Consider the following 16,949-nt stretch of genomic DNA (forward strand, 5'->3'; position numbering starts at 1 on the left):
GGACGTTACATGCGGCCCGCTTCTCAGCGGGCCGTTTTCATTTCCCGCTTCACCAGCAGCACGAAGCGGATGGTGAGAAGAACGGCGGCTGTCGAAAGACCGATCACAAAGCCGAACCAGACACCGCGCCCGCCGAAACCGAGCGGAAAGGCCATGGTCCAGGCAAGCGCCAGCCCAATCGGCCAATAGGAGATCAGTGCCAGCATCGCCGGTATACGGGCGTCCTTCAACCCGCGCAGCAGGCCTGCCGTGACCGCCTGAATGCCATCGACAAGCTGGAAGATGCCGGCAATCACCACCAGGCTGCTCGCATAAGCGAGCACTTCCGCAGCTTCCGGAAGTTTGGGATCAAGGAACCACTTCGCCAAAAATTCCGGCACCGCCGCAAACAGGATGCCGCCGCACAGGGCGATGCCACAGGCGATGGCGTAAATCATGATCGAAGCGCGGATGAGGTTCTTGAAGTCCCCCTGGCCCCGCGCCACGCCGACGCGAACGGTCGCGGCCTGCGAAAGGCCGAGCGGGATCATGAAGGCGATGGAAGCGAGCTGCAGGGCAATGCCGTGCGCCGCAAGCTGCACCGTGCCGATCTGCCCCATCAGGATCGAGGCGGCAGCAAACAGGGTCACCTCGGCAAGAATGGTGATGCTGATCGGCAGGCCAAGACGCAGCACTTCGAAAAGCGCGTGCCAATCAGGCCGCCAGAAGCGCACGAACAGCTCGTATTTCTTCGTTTCCTCGCGCGTCTGCACATAAGCCACGATGAAGATGAAGCTGAAAGCGTTGACGATGACCGCAACCACGGCCGCGCCATTCATGCCCATGGCCGGCAGCCCGAAATGCCCGAACACAAGAGCATAGGCGAGTGTACCATTCATCACCAGCATGATGATGGTGACATAAAGAATGATGCCTGCGCGGCCGATGGCGCTGACAAGGCCGCGCAGCACATAAAACAGCAGCGCCGGCAGAAGGCCGAACTTGGCGATGGCGAGATAATGGCCGGTCAGTGCCGCTACGTTGGCATTCTGCCCAAGCGCAACCAGAATGCGCTCTGCATTCATGAAGATCGGCAGCGCCAGCAGCCAATAGGCAATGGCCACCCACATGCCCATGCGCAAAGAGCGGCGCGCAGACGTTGCATCACCCTGCCCGTAAGCCTGGGCCACCATGGGTACGACGGCAACGGAGAAGCCCGAGCCGAAAATGAAGACGACAAAGAAAAACTGCCCGGCCAGCACCATGGCCGCCAGCTTCTCTGCACCCAGCTGACCGACGATCACCATATCGGTGGTATGGATGCCAAGCTGCGCGAGCTGCGCGCCGATAAGCGGAATCCCGAGAACAAGCGTAGCCTTGAAATGAGAAAACCACGACCCCGATCCGGAAGGAACGGTTCCTGCAACAACCGACGAAGACATTGTAATTCACCCGAACATTGGCCGTTGCCCGCGATTTGCGCAACGGCAGCACGAGGATGAATAAAATAATCGCTGTCTGCATGCAACCGGCAGCAGTGCATGGTTAAAAATTACGCAGTTCTGAAAAGGCTCGACAAATTCGCAATACGAGCCCTCACCAAACACAAGTTTAGTTGAATTTTACCATTCGCCTTTATCCATTAGAACATCGAATAGTTCTTCTAAAATCATAAGCTGCATGACGCAGAATATTCCCGCCTTCGAGGCATGTTTCCCCAACCATTGTTCAAGATGACCTTATCGGTGCATCGGGCTTCAAGGATCTGTAGCTTGCCAAAGAAAACCAATCTTATGACGCGCATTCTGGTTGCCGCGTCATCTCTTGTCGTCGCCGCCTTTGCGGGCTTCTCGTATTATATCGACAGCCTTCAGCATCGGGTCACCACCGAAGCGGTGGCGGAAAATATCGATTCTTCCGGCAAGCAGGCCGCCCAGAGCATCGCGAATTGGCTGAATGGCCGCATCATGCTGACGGAAACCGTGGCAAAGACGCTTGCCAAGCTTCCGGAAGACGGCGCGAAGCTGCAGTTCCTGGAAAATGAGGTGCTGACCGCGCAATTCATGTCCACCTATTTTGGCAACGCGGAAACCGGCACCTTCACCACCTTCCCGAAGACACCGCTGCCGGAAGGCTACGACCCGCGCAAGCGCCCGTGGTACCTGGATGCGGTGAAAGCCGGCAAGACGGTGCTGACCGAGCCATATAACGACGCCTCCACCGGCGGCCTCATCATCACGGCTGCCATTCCGGTCTCCGTCGACGGCAAGCTTACCGGTGTAACCGGCAGCGACTTCTCGCTCGACTCCCTGGTCAAGATGATCACGTCAGTGGATGCCGGCAAGGACGGTTACGCCTTCCTCGTCAGCAAGAATGGCAAGATTCTCATCCATCCCGATGCAAAATTCGTCGACAAGCCGCTGACCGATCTCTTCAAAGTCGATACGCCGGTGATTTCTTCTGCAATTTCCCAGACGGAAATCGACGGCAAGGGCAAGATCACCAGCTTCATTCCCGTTGCCGGCCTGCCTTCGGTCGACTGGTATCTTGGCTTTGTTGTTGATTCCGATGTTGCCTATGGCGCCATCGGGCAGTTCCGCATGGCCGCTACCATCGCCACCATTCTCGCCGCCACGATCATGATTGCCCTGCTGGCGACAGTGCTCTCCCGCTTCATCGTTCGCCCGGTGACGCAGATGACCTCCGCCATGGAAGGCCTGGCTGCCGGCAATCTCGAGGTCGCCATTCCTGGCCAGGAACGCACCGATCAGATCGGCTCCATGGCTGCGGCCGTTGCCGTGTTCCGCTCGAACGCCATGGAACGCCTGCGGCTCGAAGGGGACGCCGAACAGAACCGCACACTTTCCGAACAGGAGCGTAACGAGCGGGAACGACTGTCAGCAAAAGACGCGGCCGATATTCAGTTTGCAGTCGATTCACTAGCAAAGGGCCTTGCTCACCTCTCCAACGGCGATCTCAATTATCGTATCGATACGCCGTTTGTGTCCCGCATCGATCGCCTGCGCGACGACTTCAACAATTCTGTTGCGAAGCTGAATGCTGCGCTCAGCACCGTCGGCCAAAATGCCCTCGCAATCGATGCGGGTGCGGGCGAAATCCGCCAGTCAGCCGACGATCTGGCGCGACGCACCGAACAGCAGGCAGCCTCCGTCGAAGAAACGGCGGCGGCGCTTGAGGAAATCACCACGACTGTCAAGGATTCCGCCCGCCGTGCGGAAGAAGTCGGCCGCCTGGTCGACCGCGCCCGCGGCAATGCCGAACAGTCCGGCGTCATCGTCGAAGATGCCGTGCGCGCCATGGAAGGCATCGAAAAATCATCTTCCGAGATCAGCAACATCATCGGCGTGATCGACGAGATCGCCTTCCAGACCAACCTGCTCGCGCTCAACGCCGGTGTTGAAGCCGCCCGCGCCGGCGAGGCCGGCAAGGGTTTTGCTGTCGTCGCCCAGGAAGTGCGCGAACTTGCCCAGCGTTCCGCCAATGCGGCAAAGGAGATCAAGACGCTGATCAACGCCTCGACATCGCAGGTGCAGTCCGGCGTCGAACTCGTCGGCAATGCCGGCAAGGCGCTGGAAACCATCGTCCGCGAAGTGCAGGAGATCAACCGCCATATCGACGCGATCGTCACCGCATCGCGCGAACAGTCGACCGGCCTCCAGGAAATCAACACCGCCATCAACACGATCGATCAGGGCACGCAGCAGAATGCCGCCATGGTCGAGGAACAGACGGCAGCAAGTCATGGCCTCGCCTCGGAAGCGGCGGCGCTCAACGAGTTGCTCGCGCAGTTCCAGCTCGCCACGGCCACGCGGCGGCAGGCGGAATATGGGCGGGCTGCTTAAGGGAGAATGGATATTGGCCGATCGTTATAGCACCGGATCATGGCCAACCATCACCACGCTCGACGTCATCCTCGGGCTTGTCCCGAGGATCCAACCACGTCTCGTATAAAACATACGTCGCAGATGCTCGGGACACGCCCGAGCATGACGGAGGTGAAATCTTACGCCTTTCTCACCTCATGGCCGGAGCGATCCGGCCATTTTTTTGCCCACCCTCCTAATAGTCGGTTCCCGCCATTCACACGATCCGCTAGAGCTTGATCGATCATGATCATGCGGAGGGATTCATGCTGGAACTGATTTGGCGCGGCATTGCCATGGGCATTGGCGGCACCGTGTTTATGGACATATGGGCAATCATACTGCACCGGTTCTTCGGCCAGTCCGCCCCGAACTGGGCGCCGGTCGGCCGCTGGTTCTGGCATGTGCCGAAAGGCAGGATATTTCACGACAGCATCGCCACGGCTGAACCCTACGAGCATGAACTGGCGCTCGGCTGGATTTCGCATTACGCCGTCGGGATTCTCTATGGTGTCATTCTTGCCCTGGTGGTCCCAGTCACCTGGTTTGCAAACCCGTCCTTCATAGCGCCGTGGGTCGTCGGCATCATAACGGTGGGCGCAGGCTGGTTCCTGCTGCAGCCGGGTCTCGGCATTGGCTGGGCCGCATCGAAGACACCGAACCCAACGAAGGTTCGCGTCCTCAACCTCGTGGCCCATACCATCTTCGCCCTCGGCATGTATGTCGTGGCGCTCTTGATGAGCTAAACGAAAAGGGGGCTGAAAAGCCCCCTCTCCTCAGATATTCGCCGAGAAAGTATCGCAGTCCTCGACCCGGCCGCTCTGGAAGCCGCGCTTAAACCATTCCATGCGCTGCGCCGAGGTGCCGTGGTTGAAGCTATCGGGCACCACATAGCCTTGAGTCTGCTTCTGCAGCGTATCGTCGCCGATCTGATGGGCCGCGTTCAGGGCTTCCTCAAGGTCGCCGGTCTCAAGAATGCCCTTCTGTTCGGTAAACTTGCCCCAGATGCCCGCATAACAATCCGCCTGAAGCTCCACACGCACCGACATCTTGTTGGCGTCCGTCTGGCTCATCGACTGACGGCGGCGGTTGAACTCAGGCAGAACGCCGGTCAGGTTCTGGATGTGGTGGCCGACCTCATGCGCAATCACGTAAGCCTGCGCGAAATCGCCAGCCGCGCCGAAACGCTGGTCGAGTTCCTTGAAGAAGCTGGTATCGAGATAGACCTTACGGTCGCCGGGGCAATAGAACGGACCGCTGGCAGCGGAAGCATAACCACAGGCGGAAGACACCTGCCCGGAGAACAGAACCAGCGTCGGCTTCTGATAGGTTTCGCCTGCCGACTGGAAAATGCCGCTCCACGTATCCTCGGTCTCGGCAAGAACGGTGCGGACGAAGGCGGTCGTCTCGTCGGACGATTGCCCCTGTGGTCGCGTGCCGGACTGCTGGGTCCCCGATTGCGTCGTACCGCCGCCATCCATCGACAGATCGCCGCCGGTCAGCAGCGTCAGTGGGTTGATGCCGAGCACCCAGCTGATCAACAGAATGACCAGAAGACCGCCAATCCCGATACCGCCGCCGCGACGCCCGATTGGCACGCGCATCCCGCCTCGGGAAAAAGGATCACTCGGCCCCGCCGACATGCCGCGCCGATCCTCAATATTGTCCGACTGGCGGCGCCCTCTCCATTCCATGCTATTCTCCCGGCGACTATCGCCTCAACAAGCTGCCTTATAACGGCACTATAATACATCTTGTTCCGGAAGAAAGCAGAGGCGGTCAGCGGAGTCTTTCATGCGGCTCTGCGTCTTTGTTTCAGCACGGTCAGAAGCAGGAAGGCAAAGACCAGAGCGCCGGCGGAAATGACCACAAATCCCGCTCCGCCGCCACCAAAAGTAACCTTATTCATAAGGCGTCCGGGAACGAAGGTGAATCCTCCCGCAATCACGATGCCGCCCAGATAAACGCTCTGCATAATCCGCATATGGCGTCTGATATCGCCACGCCGGGCGAAGTAGATCGATTGCAGACAGCCATATATCGTGAAAGCGGAGAGCAGATGGATCGGGCTGAAACCGTAAAACATCCTCAATTCATGGATGAAGAAGGTCGAAACGGAAGTCGAAACCATCAGCAGCACCCAGATCTTGCCGAGCAGCCGGTGGATGGCGGTTCCCTTGGGACGCAGGAAGATGAAGGCCCCGAGAATGGCTGCGGGCATGACGGTGGCGACATGGAATTGCACGGCAAGCGGTGCGTCTAACAGAGGCTGGAATGACATGGGTGCTGTTTCGGCTCGGTTGAAATCACCGGCAATTTCGGCGAAACATGCGGACAGGAAAAACGGATTGGCGCCATCAGCAGGAAAACTTCGTGGATCACCCGTATCTGCAATCCACGCTTCGTGAAATGCACGCCGTTCTGCAATCGCGCAGGCTGTGGCTGACATTCCTTGCGGTACTGGCGATCTTCATCGTGACCGGGCCCTTCGGAACGAGCGAAACCATGAGCTTCGCCGACCGGTTGCTTTACTGGACAATCATTCAGGCCGGCGCCTGGATATTTGCCATATCCTTTTCCATCATCGCCAACAGCATCCTTGCCGGCCGCATCGAAAATATGCTGGCGCGCATGATGATCGGCTCGCTGACGGCCGCCTTGCCGATCGGGCTCTTGCTTACCATCACAAACGGGGTCTTTTCCGGCAGGGAAATGGGTTTCGGCCCCTTTTTGCAGAGCAGCCTGTCCTCCCTGCCTCTCTGCGCCATCTTCTGCCTGCTGAGTTATCTCACCGCCTGCCAGTCGTTCGAGACGACGGCCAATGCCTCTACGGTCAGAGACGAAGACATCAAACACGCTAAGGGCCTCGCACCGCTGCTGGAGCGGCTTCCACCGCAAAAGCGTGGCGAACTGCTGCGGCTCTCAGTACAGGACCATTATACCGAAATCGTCACCACGCGCGGGCGTCAACTCGTCCTCTTGCGTTTTGCCGATGCGCTGAAGGAGATTGGCGAGACGCAGGGCTTGCAGGTGCACCGCTCCCACTGGATTGCCGATACGAATGTCGTCGCGCTGCGTAAACAGACAGGCCGTCTGCTTCTCATGACAAGGGACGGCACAGAAATTCCCGTCAGCCGCTCCTATACCGCGGCGGTACAGGCCCGTTTTGCCGCGCTTGCCCCTGCCCGTTAAGAGTTTCTGTCGATTCCGGAATTTATGGGGTTCCGTTCTCAAAAACATTTGCCTATAAGCCGCTTCTAGCCTGAAAACATTTGAATTGCGCTCCCCGGCCGGTGATCTTCCACCCTGGCCGGTGTTTTGCGCAACCGAAAAGCGGAACGAGAGAGCCCATGCCGAAGCGCCAAGATATCAAGTCCATCCTCATCATCGGCGCGGGACCGATCGTTATCGGTCAGGCATGTGAATTCGATTACTCCGGCACGCAGGCCTGTAAGGCGCTGAAGGAAGAAGGTTACCGGGTCATTCTGGTCAACTCCAACCCGGCGACGATCATGACCGATCCGGGTCTCGCGGACGCCACCTACGTCGAGCCGATCACCCCTGAAGTCGTGGCCAAGATCATTGCAAAGGAGCGTCCCGACGCGCTGCTGCCGACCATGGGCGGCCAGACCGCGCTCAACACCGCGCTTTCTCTCAAGCGCATGGGCGTTCTCGACCGCTACAATGTCGAAATGATCGGCGCGAAGCCCGAAGCCATCGACATGGCTGAAGACCGGGCCCTCTTCCGCGAAGCCATGGCCCGCATCGGCCTTGAAACCCCGCGCTCGATGCTCGCCAACGCCACGGAAATCAAGGATGCAGACCGCAAGAAGCATGAAGCTGCGCGGGCGGAACTGAAGGGCAAGCTCTCCGGCCCCGAACTCGACAAGGCGCTGGACGACCTCGAAAACCAGTGGAACCTCGGCGAAACCGACCGCAAGCAGCGTTACATGGCCCACGCCATGGCCATTGCCGCCCAGGCCATCGATCATGTCGGCCTGCCCGCCATCATCCGCCCGTCGTTTACGCTGGGCGGCACGGGCGGCGGCATTGCCTATAACCGCTCGGAATTCTTCGACATCGTCTCCGGCGGCCTCGACGCCTCGCCGACGACGGAAGTTCTGGTCGAAGAATCGGTTCTGGGCTGGAAGGAGTATGAGATGGAAGTCGTCCGCGACACCGCGGACAACTGCATCATCATCTGCTCCATCGAAAACATCGATCCGATGGGCGTCCACACCGGTGACTCCATCACTGTTGCGCCAGCGTTGACGCTGACCGACAAGGAATACCAGATCATGCGCAACGCCTCGATTGCGGTGCTGCGTGAGATCGGCGTCGAGACCGGCGGCTCCAACGTGCAGTTCGCCGTCAACCCGAAGGACGGCCGCCTCGTCGTCATCGAAATGAACCCGCGCGTGTCGCGCTCCTCTGCGCTGGCTTCCAAGGCAACCGGCTTCCCGATCGCCAAGATCGCCGCCAAACTGGCCATCGGCTACACGCTGGACGAACTCGAAAACGACATCACCGGCGGCGCCACCCCGGCATCGTTCGAACCGTCCATCGACTACGTCGTCACCAAGATCCCGCGTTTCGCCTTCGAGAAGTTCCCGGGCGCGTCGCCGATCCTCACCACCGCGATGAAGTCGGTCGGTGAAGTCATGGCCATCGGCCGTACCTTTGCGGAATCCCTGCAGAAGGCGCTGCGCGGTCTCGAAACCGGCCTTACCGGTCTCGATGAAATCGAAATTCCCGGTTACGAAGAGGGCGAAGGCTCCAAGAACGCGATCCGTGCTGCCATCGGCACGCCGACGCCGGATCGCCTGCGCATGGTCGCCCAGGCGCTGCGCATGGGCATGAGCGAAGAGGAAGTCCACGAGAACTCGAAGATCGACCCCTGGTTCATCGCGCAGTTCAAGGCCATCGTCGACACGGAAGCCCGCATCCGCGAGCACGGCCTGCCGCAGGATGCCGAGAACCTGCGCATGCTGAAGGCCATGGGCTTCTCCGATGCCCGCCTCGCCAGCCTGACCTCCAAGCGTCCAAAGGAAGTGGCCGAACTGCGCAACAGCCTGAACGTCCGCCCGGTATTCAAGCGCATCGACACCTGCGCCGCCGAATTCGCCTCGCCGACCGCCTACATGTATTCGACCTATGAAATACCCTTCGTCGGCGCCGCCCGCTCTGAAGCGCAGGTCTCCGACCGCAAGAAGGTCGTCATCCTCGGCGGCGGCCCGAACCGTATCGGCCAGGGCATCGAGTTCGATTATTGCTGCTGCCACGCAGCCTTCGCGCTGAAGGATGCCGGCTTTGAAGCGATCATGATCAACTGCAACCCGGAAACGGTGTCCACCGACTACGACACTTCCGACCGCCTCTATTTCGAGCCGCTGACAGCCGAAGACGTGATCGAGATCATGCGCGCCGAACAGGAAAAGGGTGAACTCGTCGGCGTCATCGTGCAGTTCGGTGGCCAGACGCCGCTGAAGCTTGCAGAAGCGCTGGAAAAGAACGGTATCCCGATCCTCGGCACCGCGCCTGACATGATCGACCTTGCCGAAGACCGCGACCGCTTCCAGAAGCTCTTGATGAAGCTCGATCTCGCCCAGCCGAACAATGGCATCGCCTATTCGGTCGAGCAGGCCCGCCTCGTCGCGTCTGAAATCGGCTTCCCGCTGGTGGTTCGCCCGTCCTACGTTCTGGGTGGCCGCGCCATGCAGATCATCCATTCGGAAGGCCAGCTCCAGACCTACCTGCTCGACACGGTTCCGGGTCTCGTACCCGAGGATATCAAGCAGCGTTACCCGAACGACAAGACCGGCCAGATCAACACCCTGCTCGGCAAGAACCCGCTGCTGTTCGACAGCTACCTGACCAACGCCGTTGAAGTGGACGTCGACGCGCTGTGCGATGGCGAAAACGTCTTCGTATCCGGCATCATGGAGCACATCGAAGAGGCTGGCATCCACTCGGGCGACTCGGCCTGCTCGCTGCCTTCGCGTTCGCTCAGCAAGGAAACGCTCGACGAACTGGAGCGCCAGACGACGGCGCTTGCCAAGGCGCTCAAGGTTGGCGGCCTGATGAACGTTCAATACGCCATCAAGGACGGCACCATCTACGTTCTCGAAGTCAACCCGCGCGCTTCGCGTACCGTGCCTTTCGTCGCGAAAACAATCGGCGCGCCGATCGCCAAGATCGCCGCCCGCGTCATGGCGGGCGAGAAGCTCGATCCGGCGATTGCCGCTTACGGCGAGAAGCCTGATCCGCGTAACCTCAAGCACATTGCCGTCAAGGAAGCCGTCTTCCCCTTCGCGCGCTTCCCCGGCGTCGACATTCTGCTCGGACCGGAAATGCGCTCGACCGGTGAAGTCATCGGCCTCGACACTGATTTCGCGCTCGCCTTCGCCAAGAGCCAGCTCGGCGCCGGTGTTGACCTGCCGCGCTCCGGCGCGGTCTTCGTCTCGGTCCGTGATGAGGACAAGGAAGGCGTTCTGCCCGCCATCCGCATTCTCGTGGAAAGCGGCTTCAGAGTGCTGGCCACCGGCGGCACCCAGCGTTTCCTTGCCGAAAAAGGCATCAACGCCGAAAAGATCAACAAGGTGCAGGAAGGCCGTCCGCATATCGAGGACGCAATCCGCAACCGTCAGGTCCAGCTCGTCATCAACACCACCGACAGCAACAAGGCGATTTCAGACAGCAAGTCTCTGCGCCGCGCAACGTTGATGCAGAAGGTGCCCTATTACACGACGATGGCAGGCGCCGAAGCAGCCGCCCTTGCCATCAAGGCGCTGAAGGCCGGCAATCTGGAAGTGAAGCCGCTGCAGAGCTACTTCAACTAAGAGATCAGCAAGAAAGCACAACGAACTGAATGAACGCCGGAACGCCGCGAACCACCAGGTTGGCGGCGTTTCTCATTGCGTAATACACCTGCAATCCAACGCCGGTATCAAAAAAACATCATTCCCACCCACAGGCCGATGACGATTTTTCCCTGTCCCGAGAATTCTCCGCCATCGCCGATCACCCAGTTCCTGAACCCGCATCTGGAGCAAAAGCATGACTGGACGACCGCCCGGCCCGATCCGTGTAGCTTTCCCACTGCGCATCGAACCGGTGATTTTGAATGCTGTCCGCCAGACTGCGAGCGACGAGCTGCGCAGCATTAACGCGCAGATCGAAATTCTTCTGAAAGAAGCCCTTAGGCAGCGTGAGCGAGAGGTAGGCCATGACACGGGCCAAAAATCGAACGAGAGCGAATAGCATCTGAAACGGCAGGCTTTAAGCCGCCAGTGCTTCCCGGACGCAGTTGCGGCCTTCGCTCTTGGCGCGGTACAGCGCGCGGTCGGCCATGTCGGCCAGCGTCTGGAGATCACAGTGTATCTCGCCGCTTGTCGCAATGCCGATGCTGATTGTCACACCGACACGCAGCCCGCCGCAGTCCACCTCTTTCAAAGCAACCGCGTTGCGAATGCGCTCGCCTATCATTGACGCCTTTTGGCTTCCTGCGCCGGGCAGGAAGATGATGAATTCCTCGCCGCCATAACGAGCCAGCACGTCGCCACTGCGAATACTGCCGCCGATCCGCTTTGCCACTTCCTGCAGGACGCTGTCACCGACGGAATGGCCGAAGCGGTCGTTGATCGATTTGAAGTGATCGATATCGAGCAGCATTGTCGCATCGGTGGGATCAGGCCTTGTGGGCATCGTCTGAAAGAAGAAGCGCCTGTTCTTCACGCCTGTCAGCGGATCCGTATTGGCAAGGATCAACAGTTTCCGCTCCGAGCGTTCAGCCACCAGCACCATTACGAACAGGGCAATCGCAAAGTTGAGCATAATGATGAGGAAGAACGCATTGACGATGTTGATGGAGGCGAGAGAGGGTGAAAGCACCCCCTTTACCACCAGAAGTGAAATCAGCCCCGAGACGGTGGTGATCGCGCCCAGCGCGATGCGGGAAAGAAGCGGCTCCTTGCGCCAGCCGCTAAACAGCACCACGGCCGCGCCGAGATAGGCGAGCGCCGCACAGCCATTGAACAGCGCAGCGCGCAACGCATTGTTCTCCGCCACCTCATACGCGAGGACAATCCCGAGAACCACGACAAGACAAGTCCCAAGCAGAGTTTTCGGCGATACAAAACGGCCGTCGCTCAACGTTTTCAGGCCAAGCCAGATAAGCGCATAACCCGCAATACCGAATACGATACTGCTCAACCGCCAAAAGGCCGGCGACAACATCTTCCACTCGCCATATCCTGCAAGCGTTGAGCCGACGGCCATTGCCGCAAAGCCCGCGGCGAGAGCGACAGGACCTCGCAGACCGCGATTGGTCAACATCAAATAGATAAAACTCAGTAGCCCTACGATGTAGGAGCATTTTTGCATTAGTATGACTGTTGCAAGGTCAAGTTCACCCAGCATAATACGCCCATATATAAATATTTTTATGCCACATGTAAAATGAATTGAATAAATTTCAATTAAAAATAACAACTAACGATGTGTAAAGCACAGCAAAACGAAGCTTAGATACGACGAAATATATATTTCCAAAATATTATTCAAACGTTCTTACATAAAGCATGTCCCTTTTGAACTTCTTGATTTCCATCTCTCTAGCCTGCTCATCAGGGAGGCGAAGCAGGTAGGATGGGTGCACTGTGACAAAAAGCGTCCGCCCTTCTTGCATTGGCAAGGGACGGCCGCGAATCTCCGAGACTTTTTCTTTGCCGCCGGTCAGCGCATATAGCGCCGTTGCACCCATGGCAACGATCAGCTTCGGCTGAACAAGCGCGACTTCCTGGTTGAGCCACCAGCGGCATTGCTCCACCTCGCCCGCATTCGGGCGCTGATGTATACGCCGTTTGCCGCGCGTTTCGTATTTGAAGTGTTTCACGGCATTGGTAACGTAAAGCCCGCCTCGGTCCACACCGATCTCGCTGAGCGTCCTGTCGAACAGCTGGCCGGCGGGGCCGACAAAAGGTTTTCCGGCCAGATCCTCATGATCGCCCGGCTGCTCGCCGACGACCATGATCTTCGCGTTTTCCGGCCCGTCGCCAAAAACGGTCTGCGTCGCCTTGCAATGCAGGGCACACCGTGTGCAGTGGCGCGCTTCATGCGCCAGCGAAGCAAGCGTCCCACCCGGCAAAGGTCGCTGCTCTTCCCGTGCGGAAGCCGCTGCCTGGAGGCGATGGTGAAACGGCTTCGGTTGGCTCGCCTCCTTCGCCGCCATCTCCAGCACCCGCGCCTCCGCGCCCAGAATCAGGTCAGGGATGAGCTCGGCTTCCGGCAGATTCTTCCAGTATTTCTTCGGCATCTCCGCTGTCATGGCCTTGATCTTCAAGCGGGCCGGGTTGAAAATATTGGCGTAATAGGTTCGCCAGAGATCGTCCGTTTCATCCTTGAGATCAGGCTTGGCGGCAGCCTCCCGTGATGACTGCAGCAGGTTTCCGTCCCATCTGGCGCTGCCCTTCGGCGAGACAATCAACCAGTCCATGTCGGTGAAGCGACGTTGAAAAAACGGAGCCGTACGTTCGATGATGAAATGGTCCGGTTCGAACCACGCCACGAACCGTCGTCGCCCGCCCTGCCCTTGCGGCAATGGCAGCTCCTTAAAACGCACGAAGGCCGTCATCTTGTGATAATCGCGACGGACAGACTTTTCGAGCAGCCGCACATCGGAAACATCCGGATCGGACTTGAACTGCAGCAGGGCCCGATCCCGTTTCAGCCGCCACAATAGCCTGTAGAGCAGCGCGAAACGGCCGGGATCGCTGTGGCAGATGACAGCCTGCGCCAGCGCGACGAATGCGGCAGGTACGGAAACCGGGGCGCCGCCCTCCGTTGGCAATGGCGCACCGGAAAAGTCGAGAAGCCCAAACCCGTCATCCTGCAGCCGCCAGTCGATCTTCTCCGGCGGTATATTGGCCGCAAGCGCCGCGCGCGCAGCATCGCGCCACTCGGTGAAATCCCCCCGCCCCTCCAGCACCGGGCCATACATCACAACAACGACAATTGTTCAGGCTGCGGCGCAAACATCGCGCGCAGATCCGGCCGTTCGATCAGCTTGCCCGGTGTCCATCCCTCCGCGACGATAAAGGCCTTCACCTTTTTGAGAGAAACGCCGAAGCGGGCGATATCTTCCAGCCGCAGGCTGCGGAACTTCCGCGACGAGAGAATCGAGGCGACCGTCTTGGTGCCGAAACCGGGTACACGCAGCAACATTTCGCGATCCGCCGCATTGACGTTTACCGGAAACTGATCGCGATGCTTTAATGCCCAGGCAAGCTTCGGGTCGATGTCAAGATCCAGCATGCCGTTTCCGCCGATAGCGGTTATCTCGCCGATATCGAAACCGTAAAAACGATAAAGCCAGTCCGCCTGATAGAGGCGGTGTTCGCGCATCAGCGGCGGCTTGATGAGTGGCAGGTTCTTCGACGAATCCGGAATTGGGCTGAACGCCGAATAATAGACGCGCCGCAGACCATAGCTTCCATAGAGCCGCGCGCTGGTGGAAAGAATGGTGCTGTCATCGGCACCGTCGGCGCCCACGATCATCTGCGTGCTCTGTCCGGCGGGCGCAAAACGCTTGGTTTTTCGCGTTCTGACGGTAGGCTCGCCCGCCTCCTCGATTTTCAGGCGGATATCGGCCATAGAGCGGCGAATATTGGCGGGCTGCTTTTCCGGCGCAAAACGGCCGATGCCGCTATCGGTGGGCAACTCGATATTGATCGACAACCGATCCGCATAAAGCCCCGCCTCTTCAATCAATTTCGGAGACGCTTCCGGGATGGATTTGAGGTGGATGTATCCACGAAAGCCATGGGTGACCCGCAGTTCACGCGCCACCCGCACCATCTCCTCCATCGTGTGATCGGAAGAACGGATGATACCCGAGGACAAGAACAACCCTTCGATATAGTTGCGCCGGTAAAATTCGAGCGTCAGCCACACCACCTCTTCTGCGGTAAACCGCGCCCGTTCCACATTGCTGGAAGAACGGTTGATGCAATAGGCGCAATCATAGATGCAGAAATTGGTGAGCAGGATTTTCAGGAGCGATATGCAGCGCCCATCCGGCGCATAGGCATGACAGATGCCAGACCCTTCTGTCGAGCCCAATCCGCCTGAGGCTGCAGAGTTCCGTTTCGCCGTCCCGCTCGATGCGCAGGAGGCGTCGTATTTCGCGGCGTCAGAGAGAATGGCCAGCCGTTGCCTGATTGACTTCTTCATAATAACGTTCACTATATGTTCTCTTGAGGATTGTCAATCAGGATATTCAAGTCATTGGAAAGACAAAGAAATATTGATGCCTCAAATTTGCTGGCATTTCGCTGTCGTCTTCTGATATAGTCCGCTCAGTTATGATTTTGGCATGGTTCCGGAGTTCCCCTCCGGAACCTGTTTCTTTTTGTGTCTGCAGGTAAAGCGACCGGAATGCGAAGGATAAAAAAATGGTAGAAAAAGTACCGATGACCCAGGGTGGATTCGTCAAGCTTCAGGAGGAGCTTCGCTGGCGCCAGCAGGAGGAACGCCCCCGCATCATCGAGGCGATTGCGGAAGCGCGCGCCCATGGCGACCTTTCGGAAAACGCCGAGTACCATGCTGCCAAGGAAGCGCAGAGCCATAACGAGGGCCGCATCACGGAACTCGAAGATCTGACGGCGCGCGCTGAAGTCATCGACCTTTCCAAGATGTCGGGTTCGAAGATCAAGTTCGGCGCCACCGTGAAGCTGGTTGACGAAGACAGCGATGAGGAAAAGACGTATCAGATCGTCGGCGACCAGGAAGCCGACGTAAAGGCCGGCCGTATTTCCATCTCTTCGCCGATTGCCCGCGCCCTGATCGGCAAGGAAGTTGGCGACAGCATCGAAGTCAACGCTCCTGGCGGCGCCAAGGGCTACGAGATCCTCGCGGTTCAGTGGGGCTGATTACCCCATGCAATGCGCCCCCCAGCGGGCGCATTGCTTTTGACCTCTTGCTCCCCTGAACCAGCCGCAAAGACGGAAGCCCATCTTGTCCCACGTCAGCCTGAAAGATGTGCAGGTGCTTGCGCCGAATTTCAAACGCAGGCTCTCCGGCGTCACCTCCACCATCGTTCAGCTGATACCGGTGCAGAACCGGCTGGGACAGAAGGTCGCCACCATCGGCCCCGGCCTGCCGCCGCATCTGCCGCATGTGCGTTTCCGCGACCTGTGGCGGCTCTGGCAAGGCGGCCCGTTTGGCGGCCCGCGCATCTGGCATGCCCGCCGCAACCTCGAAATGTTGCCGGGAATTTTCATGCGTGATGTGCTGCGCATGAAGGTGAAGCTTCTCTTCACCTCGGCCGCGCAGAGGCGGCATTCCGCCTATACCCGTTTCCTGATCTCCAGGATGGATGCCGTGGTGGCCACCAACATCCGCTCAGGCTCATTTCTTGAAGTGCCCCATCGCGTTGTCATGCATGGCGTGGATACCGAACTTTTCCATCCGGCAACCGGTCCTGAGGACACGATAGCCGCGACCGGCTTGCCGGGACAATATCTGATCGGCTGCTTCGGGCGGGTCCGCCACCAGAAGGGCACCGATCTTTTCGTGCGTGCCATGATCGAACTTCTGCCCGCCTATCAGCAATGGACAGCTGTGGTTTCAGGCCGCGTGACGGCGGAACACAAGGCTTTTGCCGAAGCCCTTGAAGCAGATGTCAACGCCGCCGGCCTCGCAGATCGTATCGTGTTTCAGGGTGAAGTTGATGACATCAAGCCGTGGTACAGGCGGCTGACGCTCTATGTCGCGCCTTCGCGCAACGAGGGTTTCGGGCTGACTCCGCTTGAAGCAATGGCCTCGGAAACGGCCGTCGTCGCCAGCAATGCCGGTGCCTACGAGGAAATGATCGTCACGGGCGAGACCGGGGCGGTTGTTGAAGCGGGCGACTATGCATCACTGAGGGATGCAATAAAGACCTATCTCGCCGATCCCGCCATGGCCAAAGTCCATGCGAGTACCGGACTTGCGCATGTGCGCAGCACTTTTCCGCTGGAAAAAGAAGCGGCCAGTCTTGGCGAAGTCTATGAGGCGTTGCGGCGGGGGTAATGCGTCGCAAGCCGGAAA

Annotated in this window: 13 protein-coding genes; 7 read left to right on the forward strand and 6 right to left on the reverse strand. The window is 58.9% G+C overall.

The window, feature by feature from the left end:
• Positions 1-23: 23 nt before the first annotated feature.
• Complete coding sequence (locus BTN45_RS09605; RefSeq protein WP_207587473.1) at positions 24-1,421, reverse strand: MATE family efflux transporter; 1,398 nt, start codon at positions 1,419-1,421, stop codon at positions 24-26.
• A gap of 330 nt (positions 1,422-1,751) precedes the next feature.
• On the opposite strand from BTN45_RS09605, the gene BTN45_RS09610 reads away from it, so the two are divergent.
• The gene (locus BTN45_RS09610; protein ID WP_207587475.1) at positions 1,752-3,842 is read left to right on the forward strand and encodes a methyl-accepting chemotaxis protein; all 2,091 of its coding nucleotides are present in this window, start codon (positions 1,752-1,754) and stop codon (positions 3,840-3,842) included.
• A gap of 287 nt (positions 3,843-4,129) precedes the next feature.
• Positions 4,130-4,609, forward strand: a complete 480-nt coding sequence (locus BTN45_RS09615) for a DUF2938 domain-containing protein (protein WP_107339155.1) — start codon at positions 4,130-4,132, stop codon at positions 4,607-4,609.
• Between the two features lie 30 nt (positions 4,610-4,639).
• Here BTN45_RS09615 and BTN45_RS09620 read toward each other — a convergent pair whose 3' ends face one another.
• Both BTN45_RS09620 and BTN45_RS09625 read right to left on the reverse strand, forming a co-directional pair.
• Positions 4,640-5,557, reverse strand: a complete 918-nt coding sequence (locus BTN45_RS09620; RefSeq protein ID WP_004442894.1) for a neutral zinc metallopeptidase — start codon at positions 5,555-5,557, stop codon at positions 4,640-4,642.
• A gap of 98 nt (positions 5,558-5,655) precedes the next feature.
• On the reverse strand, positions 5,656-6,144 hold the full coding sequence (locus tag BTN45_RS09625) for a DUF2306 domain-containing protein (RefSeq protein WP_142184916.1): 489 nt from the start codon (positions 6,142-6,144) through the stop codon (positions 5,656-5,658).
• 47 nt (positions 6,145-6,191) lie between these two features.
• On the opposite strand from BTN45_RS09625, the gene BTN45_RS09630 reads away from it, so the two are divergent.
• The 3 genes from BTN45_RS09630 (at position 6,192) to BTN45_RS09640 (ending at position 11,123) form a co-directional block, all read left to right on the forward strand.
• Positions 6,192-7,055: a LytTR family DNA-binding domain-containing protein gene (locus BTN45_RS09630; protein ID WP_037089822.1), complete on the forward strand. Its 864-nt coding sequence runs from the start codon at positions 6,192-6,194 to the stop codon at positions 7,053-7,055.
• 158 nt (positions 7,056-7,213) lie between these two features.
• The gene (carB, locus tag BTN45_RS09635) at positions 7,214-10,702 is read left to right on the forward strand and encodes a carbamoyl-phosphate synthase large subunit (protein ID WP_037089820.1); all 3,489 of its coding nucleotides are present in this window, start codon (positions 7,214-7,216) and stop codon (positions 10,700-10,702) included.
• Between the two features lie 217 nt (positions 10,703-10,919).
• Positions 10,920-11,123, forward strand: a complete 204-nt coding sequence (locus BTN45_RS09640) for a hypothetical protein (RefSeq protein WP_037089818.1) — start codon at positions 10,920-10,922, stop codon at positions 11,121-11,123.
• An 18-nt stretch (positions 11,124-11,141) separates the two neighbouring features.
• Here BTN45_RS09640 and BTN45_RS09645 read toward each other — a convergent pair whose 3' ends face one another.
• From BTN45_RS09645 to BTN45_RS09655, 3 genes are all read right to left on the reverse strand, one after another.
• Positions 11,142-12,281 (reverse strand): GGDEF domain-containing protein, encoded by a 1,140-nt coding sequence (locus BTN45_RS09645; protein ID WP_207587477.1) that lies wholly within the window; start codon positions 12,279-12,281, stop codon positions 11,142-11,144.
• Between the two features lie 136 nt (positions 12,282-12,417).
• Positions 12,418-13,860: a UdgX family uracil-DNA binding protein gene (locus BTN45_RS09650; RefSeq protein ID WP_207587479.1), complete on the reverse strand. Its 1,443-nt coding sequence runs from the start codon at positions 13,858-13,860 to the stop codon at positions 12,418-12,420.
• Positions 13,860-15,092 carry a putative DNA modification/repair radical SAM protein gene (locus tag BTN45_RS09655; protein WP_035209288.1) on the reverse strand — a complete coding sequence of 411 codons (1,233 nt, stop codon included), beginning with the start codon at positions 15,090-15,092 and terminating at the stop codon, positions 13,860-13,862. Before BTN45_RS09655 ends, BTN45_RS09650 begins: the two co-directional genes overlap by 1 nt.
• Positions 15,093-15,313: 221 nt before the next feature.
• Between BTN45_RS09655 and greA the strand changes: the two genes are divergently transcribed.
• Both greA and BTN45_RS09665 read left to right on the forward strand, forming a co-directional pair.
• The gene (gene greA / locus BTN45_RS09660; protein WP_003522847.1) at positions 15,314-15,790 is read left to right on the forward strand and encodes a transcription elongation factor GreA; all 477 of its coding nucleotides are present in this window, start codon (positions 15,314-15,316) and stop codon (positions 15,788-15,790) included.
• Between the two features lie 85 nt (positions 15,791-15,875).
• Positions 15,876-16,931, forward strand: coding sequence for a glycosyltransferase family 4 protein (locus tag BTN45_RS09665; RefSeq protein ID WP_207587481.1), 1,056 nt, complete (start codon positions 15,876-15,878; stop codon positions 16,929-16,931).
• Positions 16,932-16,949 lie beyond the last annotated feature (18 nt).

Source organism: Rhizobium sp. ZX09 (assembly GCF_017357485.1).
Lineage (GTDB): Bacteria > Pseudomonadota > Alphaproteobacteria > Rhizobiales > Rhizobiaceae > Agrobacterium > Agrobacterium pusense.

Coding starts and splice junctions, on each gene's coding strand:
- BTN45_RS09605 (WP_207587473.1), bottom strand. CDS start 1,421: ATGTCTTCGTCGGTTGTTGCAGGAACCGTTCCTTCCGGATCGGGGTCG.
- BTN45_RS09615 (WP_107339155.1), top strand. CDS start 4,130: ATGCTGGAACTGATTTGGCGCGGCATTGCCATGGGCATTGGCGGCACC.
- BTN45_RS09620 (WP_004442894.1), bottom strand. CDS start 5,557: ATGGAATGGAGAGGGCGCCGCCAGTCGGACAATATTGAGGATCGGCGC.
- BTN45_RS09625 (WP_142184916.1), bottom strand. CDS start 6,144: ATGTCATTCCAGCCTCTGTTAGACGCACCGCTTGCCGTGCAATTCCAT.
- BTN45_RS09630 (WP_037089822.1), top strand. CDS start 6,192: ATGCGGACAGGAAAAACGGATTGGCGCCATCAGCAGGAAAACTTCGTG.
- carB (WP_037089820.1), top strand. CDS start 7,214: ATGCCGAAGCGCCAAGATATCAAGTCCATCCTCATCATCGGCGCGGGA.
- BTN45_RS09640 (WP_037089818.1), top strand. CDS start 10,920: ATGACTGGACGACCGCCCGGCCCGATCCGTGTAGCTTTCCCACTGCGC.
- BTN45_RS09645 (WP_207587477.1), bottom strand. CDS start 12,281: ATGCTGGGTGAACTTGACCTTGCAACAGTCATACTAATGCAAAAATGC.
- BTN45_RS09650 (WP_207587479.1), bottom strand. CDS start 13,860: ATGTATGGCCCGGTGCTGGAGGGGCGGGGGGATTTCACCGAGTGGCGC.
- BTN45_RS09655 (WP_035209288.1), bottom strand. CDS start 15,092: ATGAAGAAGTCAATCAGGCAACGGCTGGCCATTCTCTCTGACGCCGCG.
- greA (WP_003522847.1), top strand. CDS start 15,314: ATGGTAGAAAAAGTACCGATGACCCAGGGTGGATTCGTCAAGCTTCAG.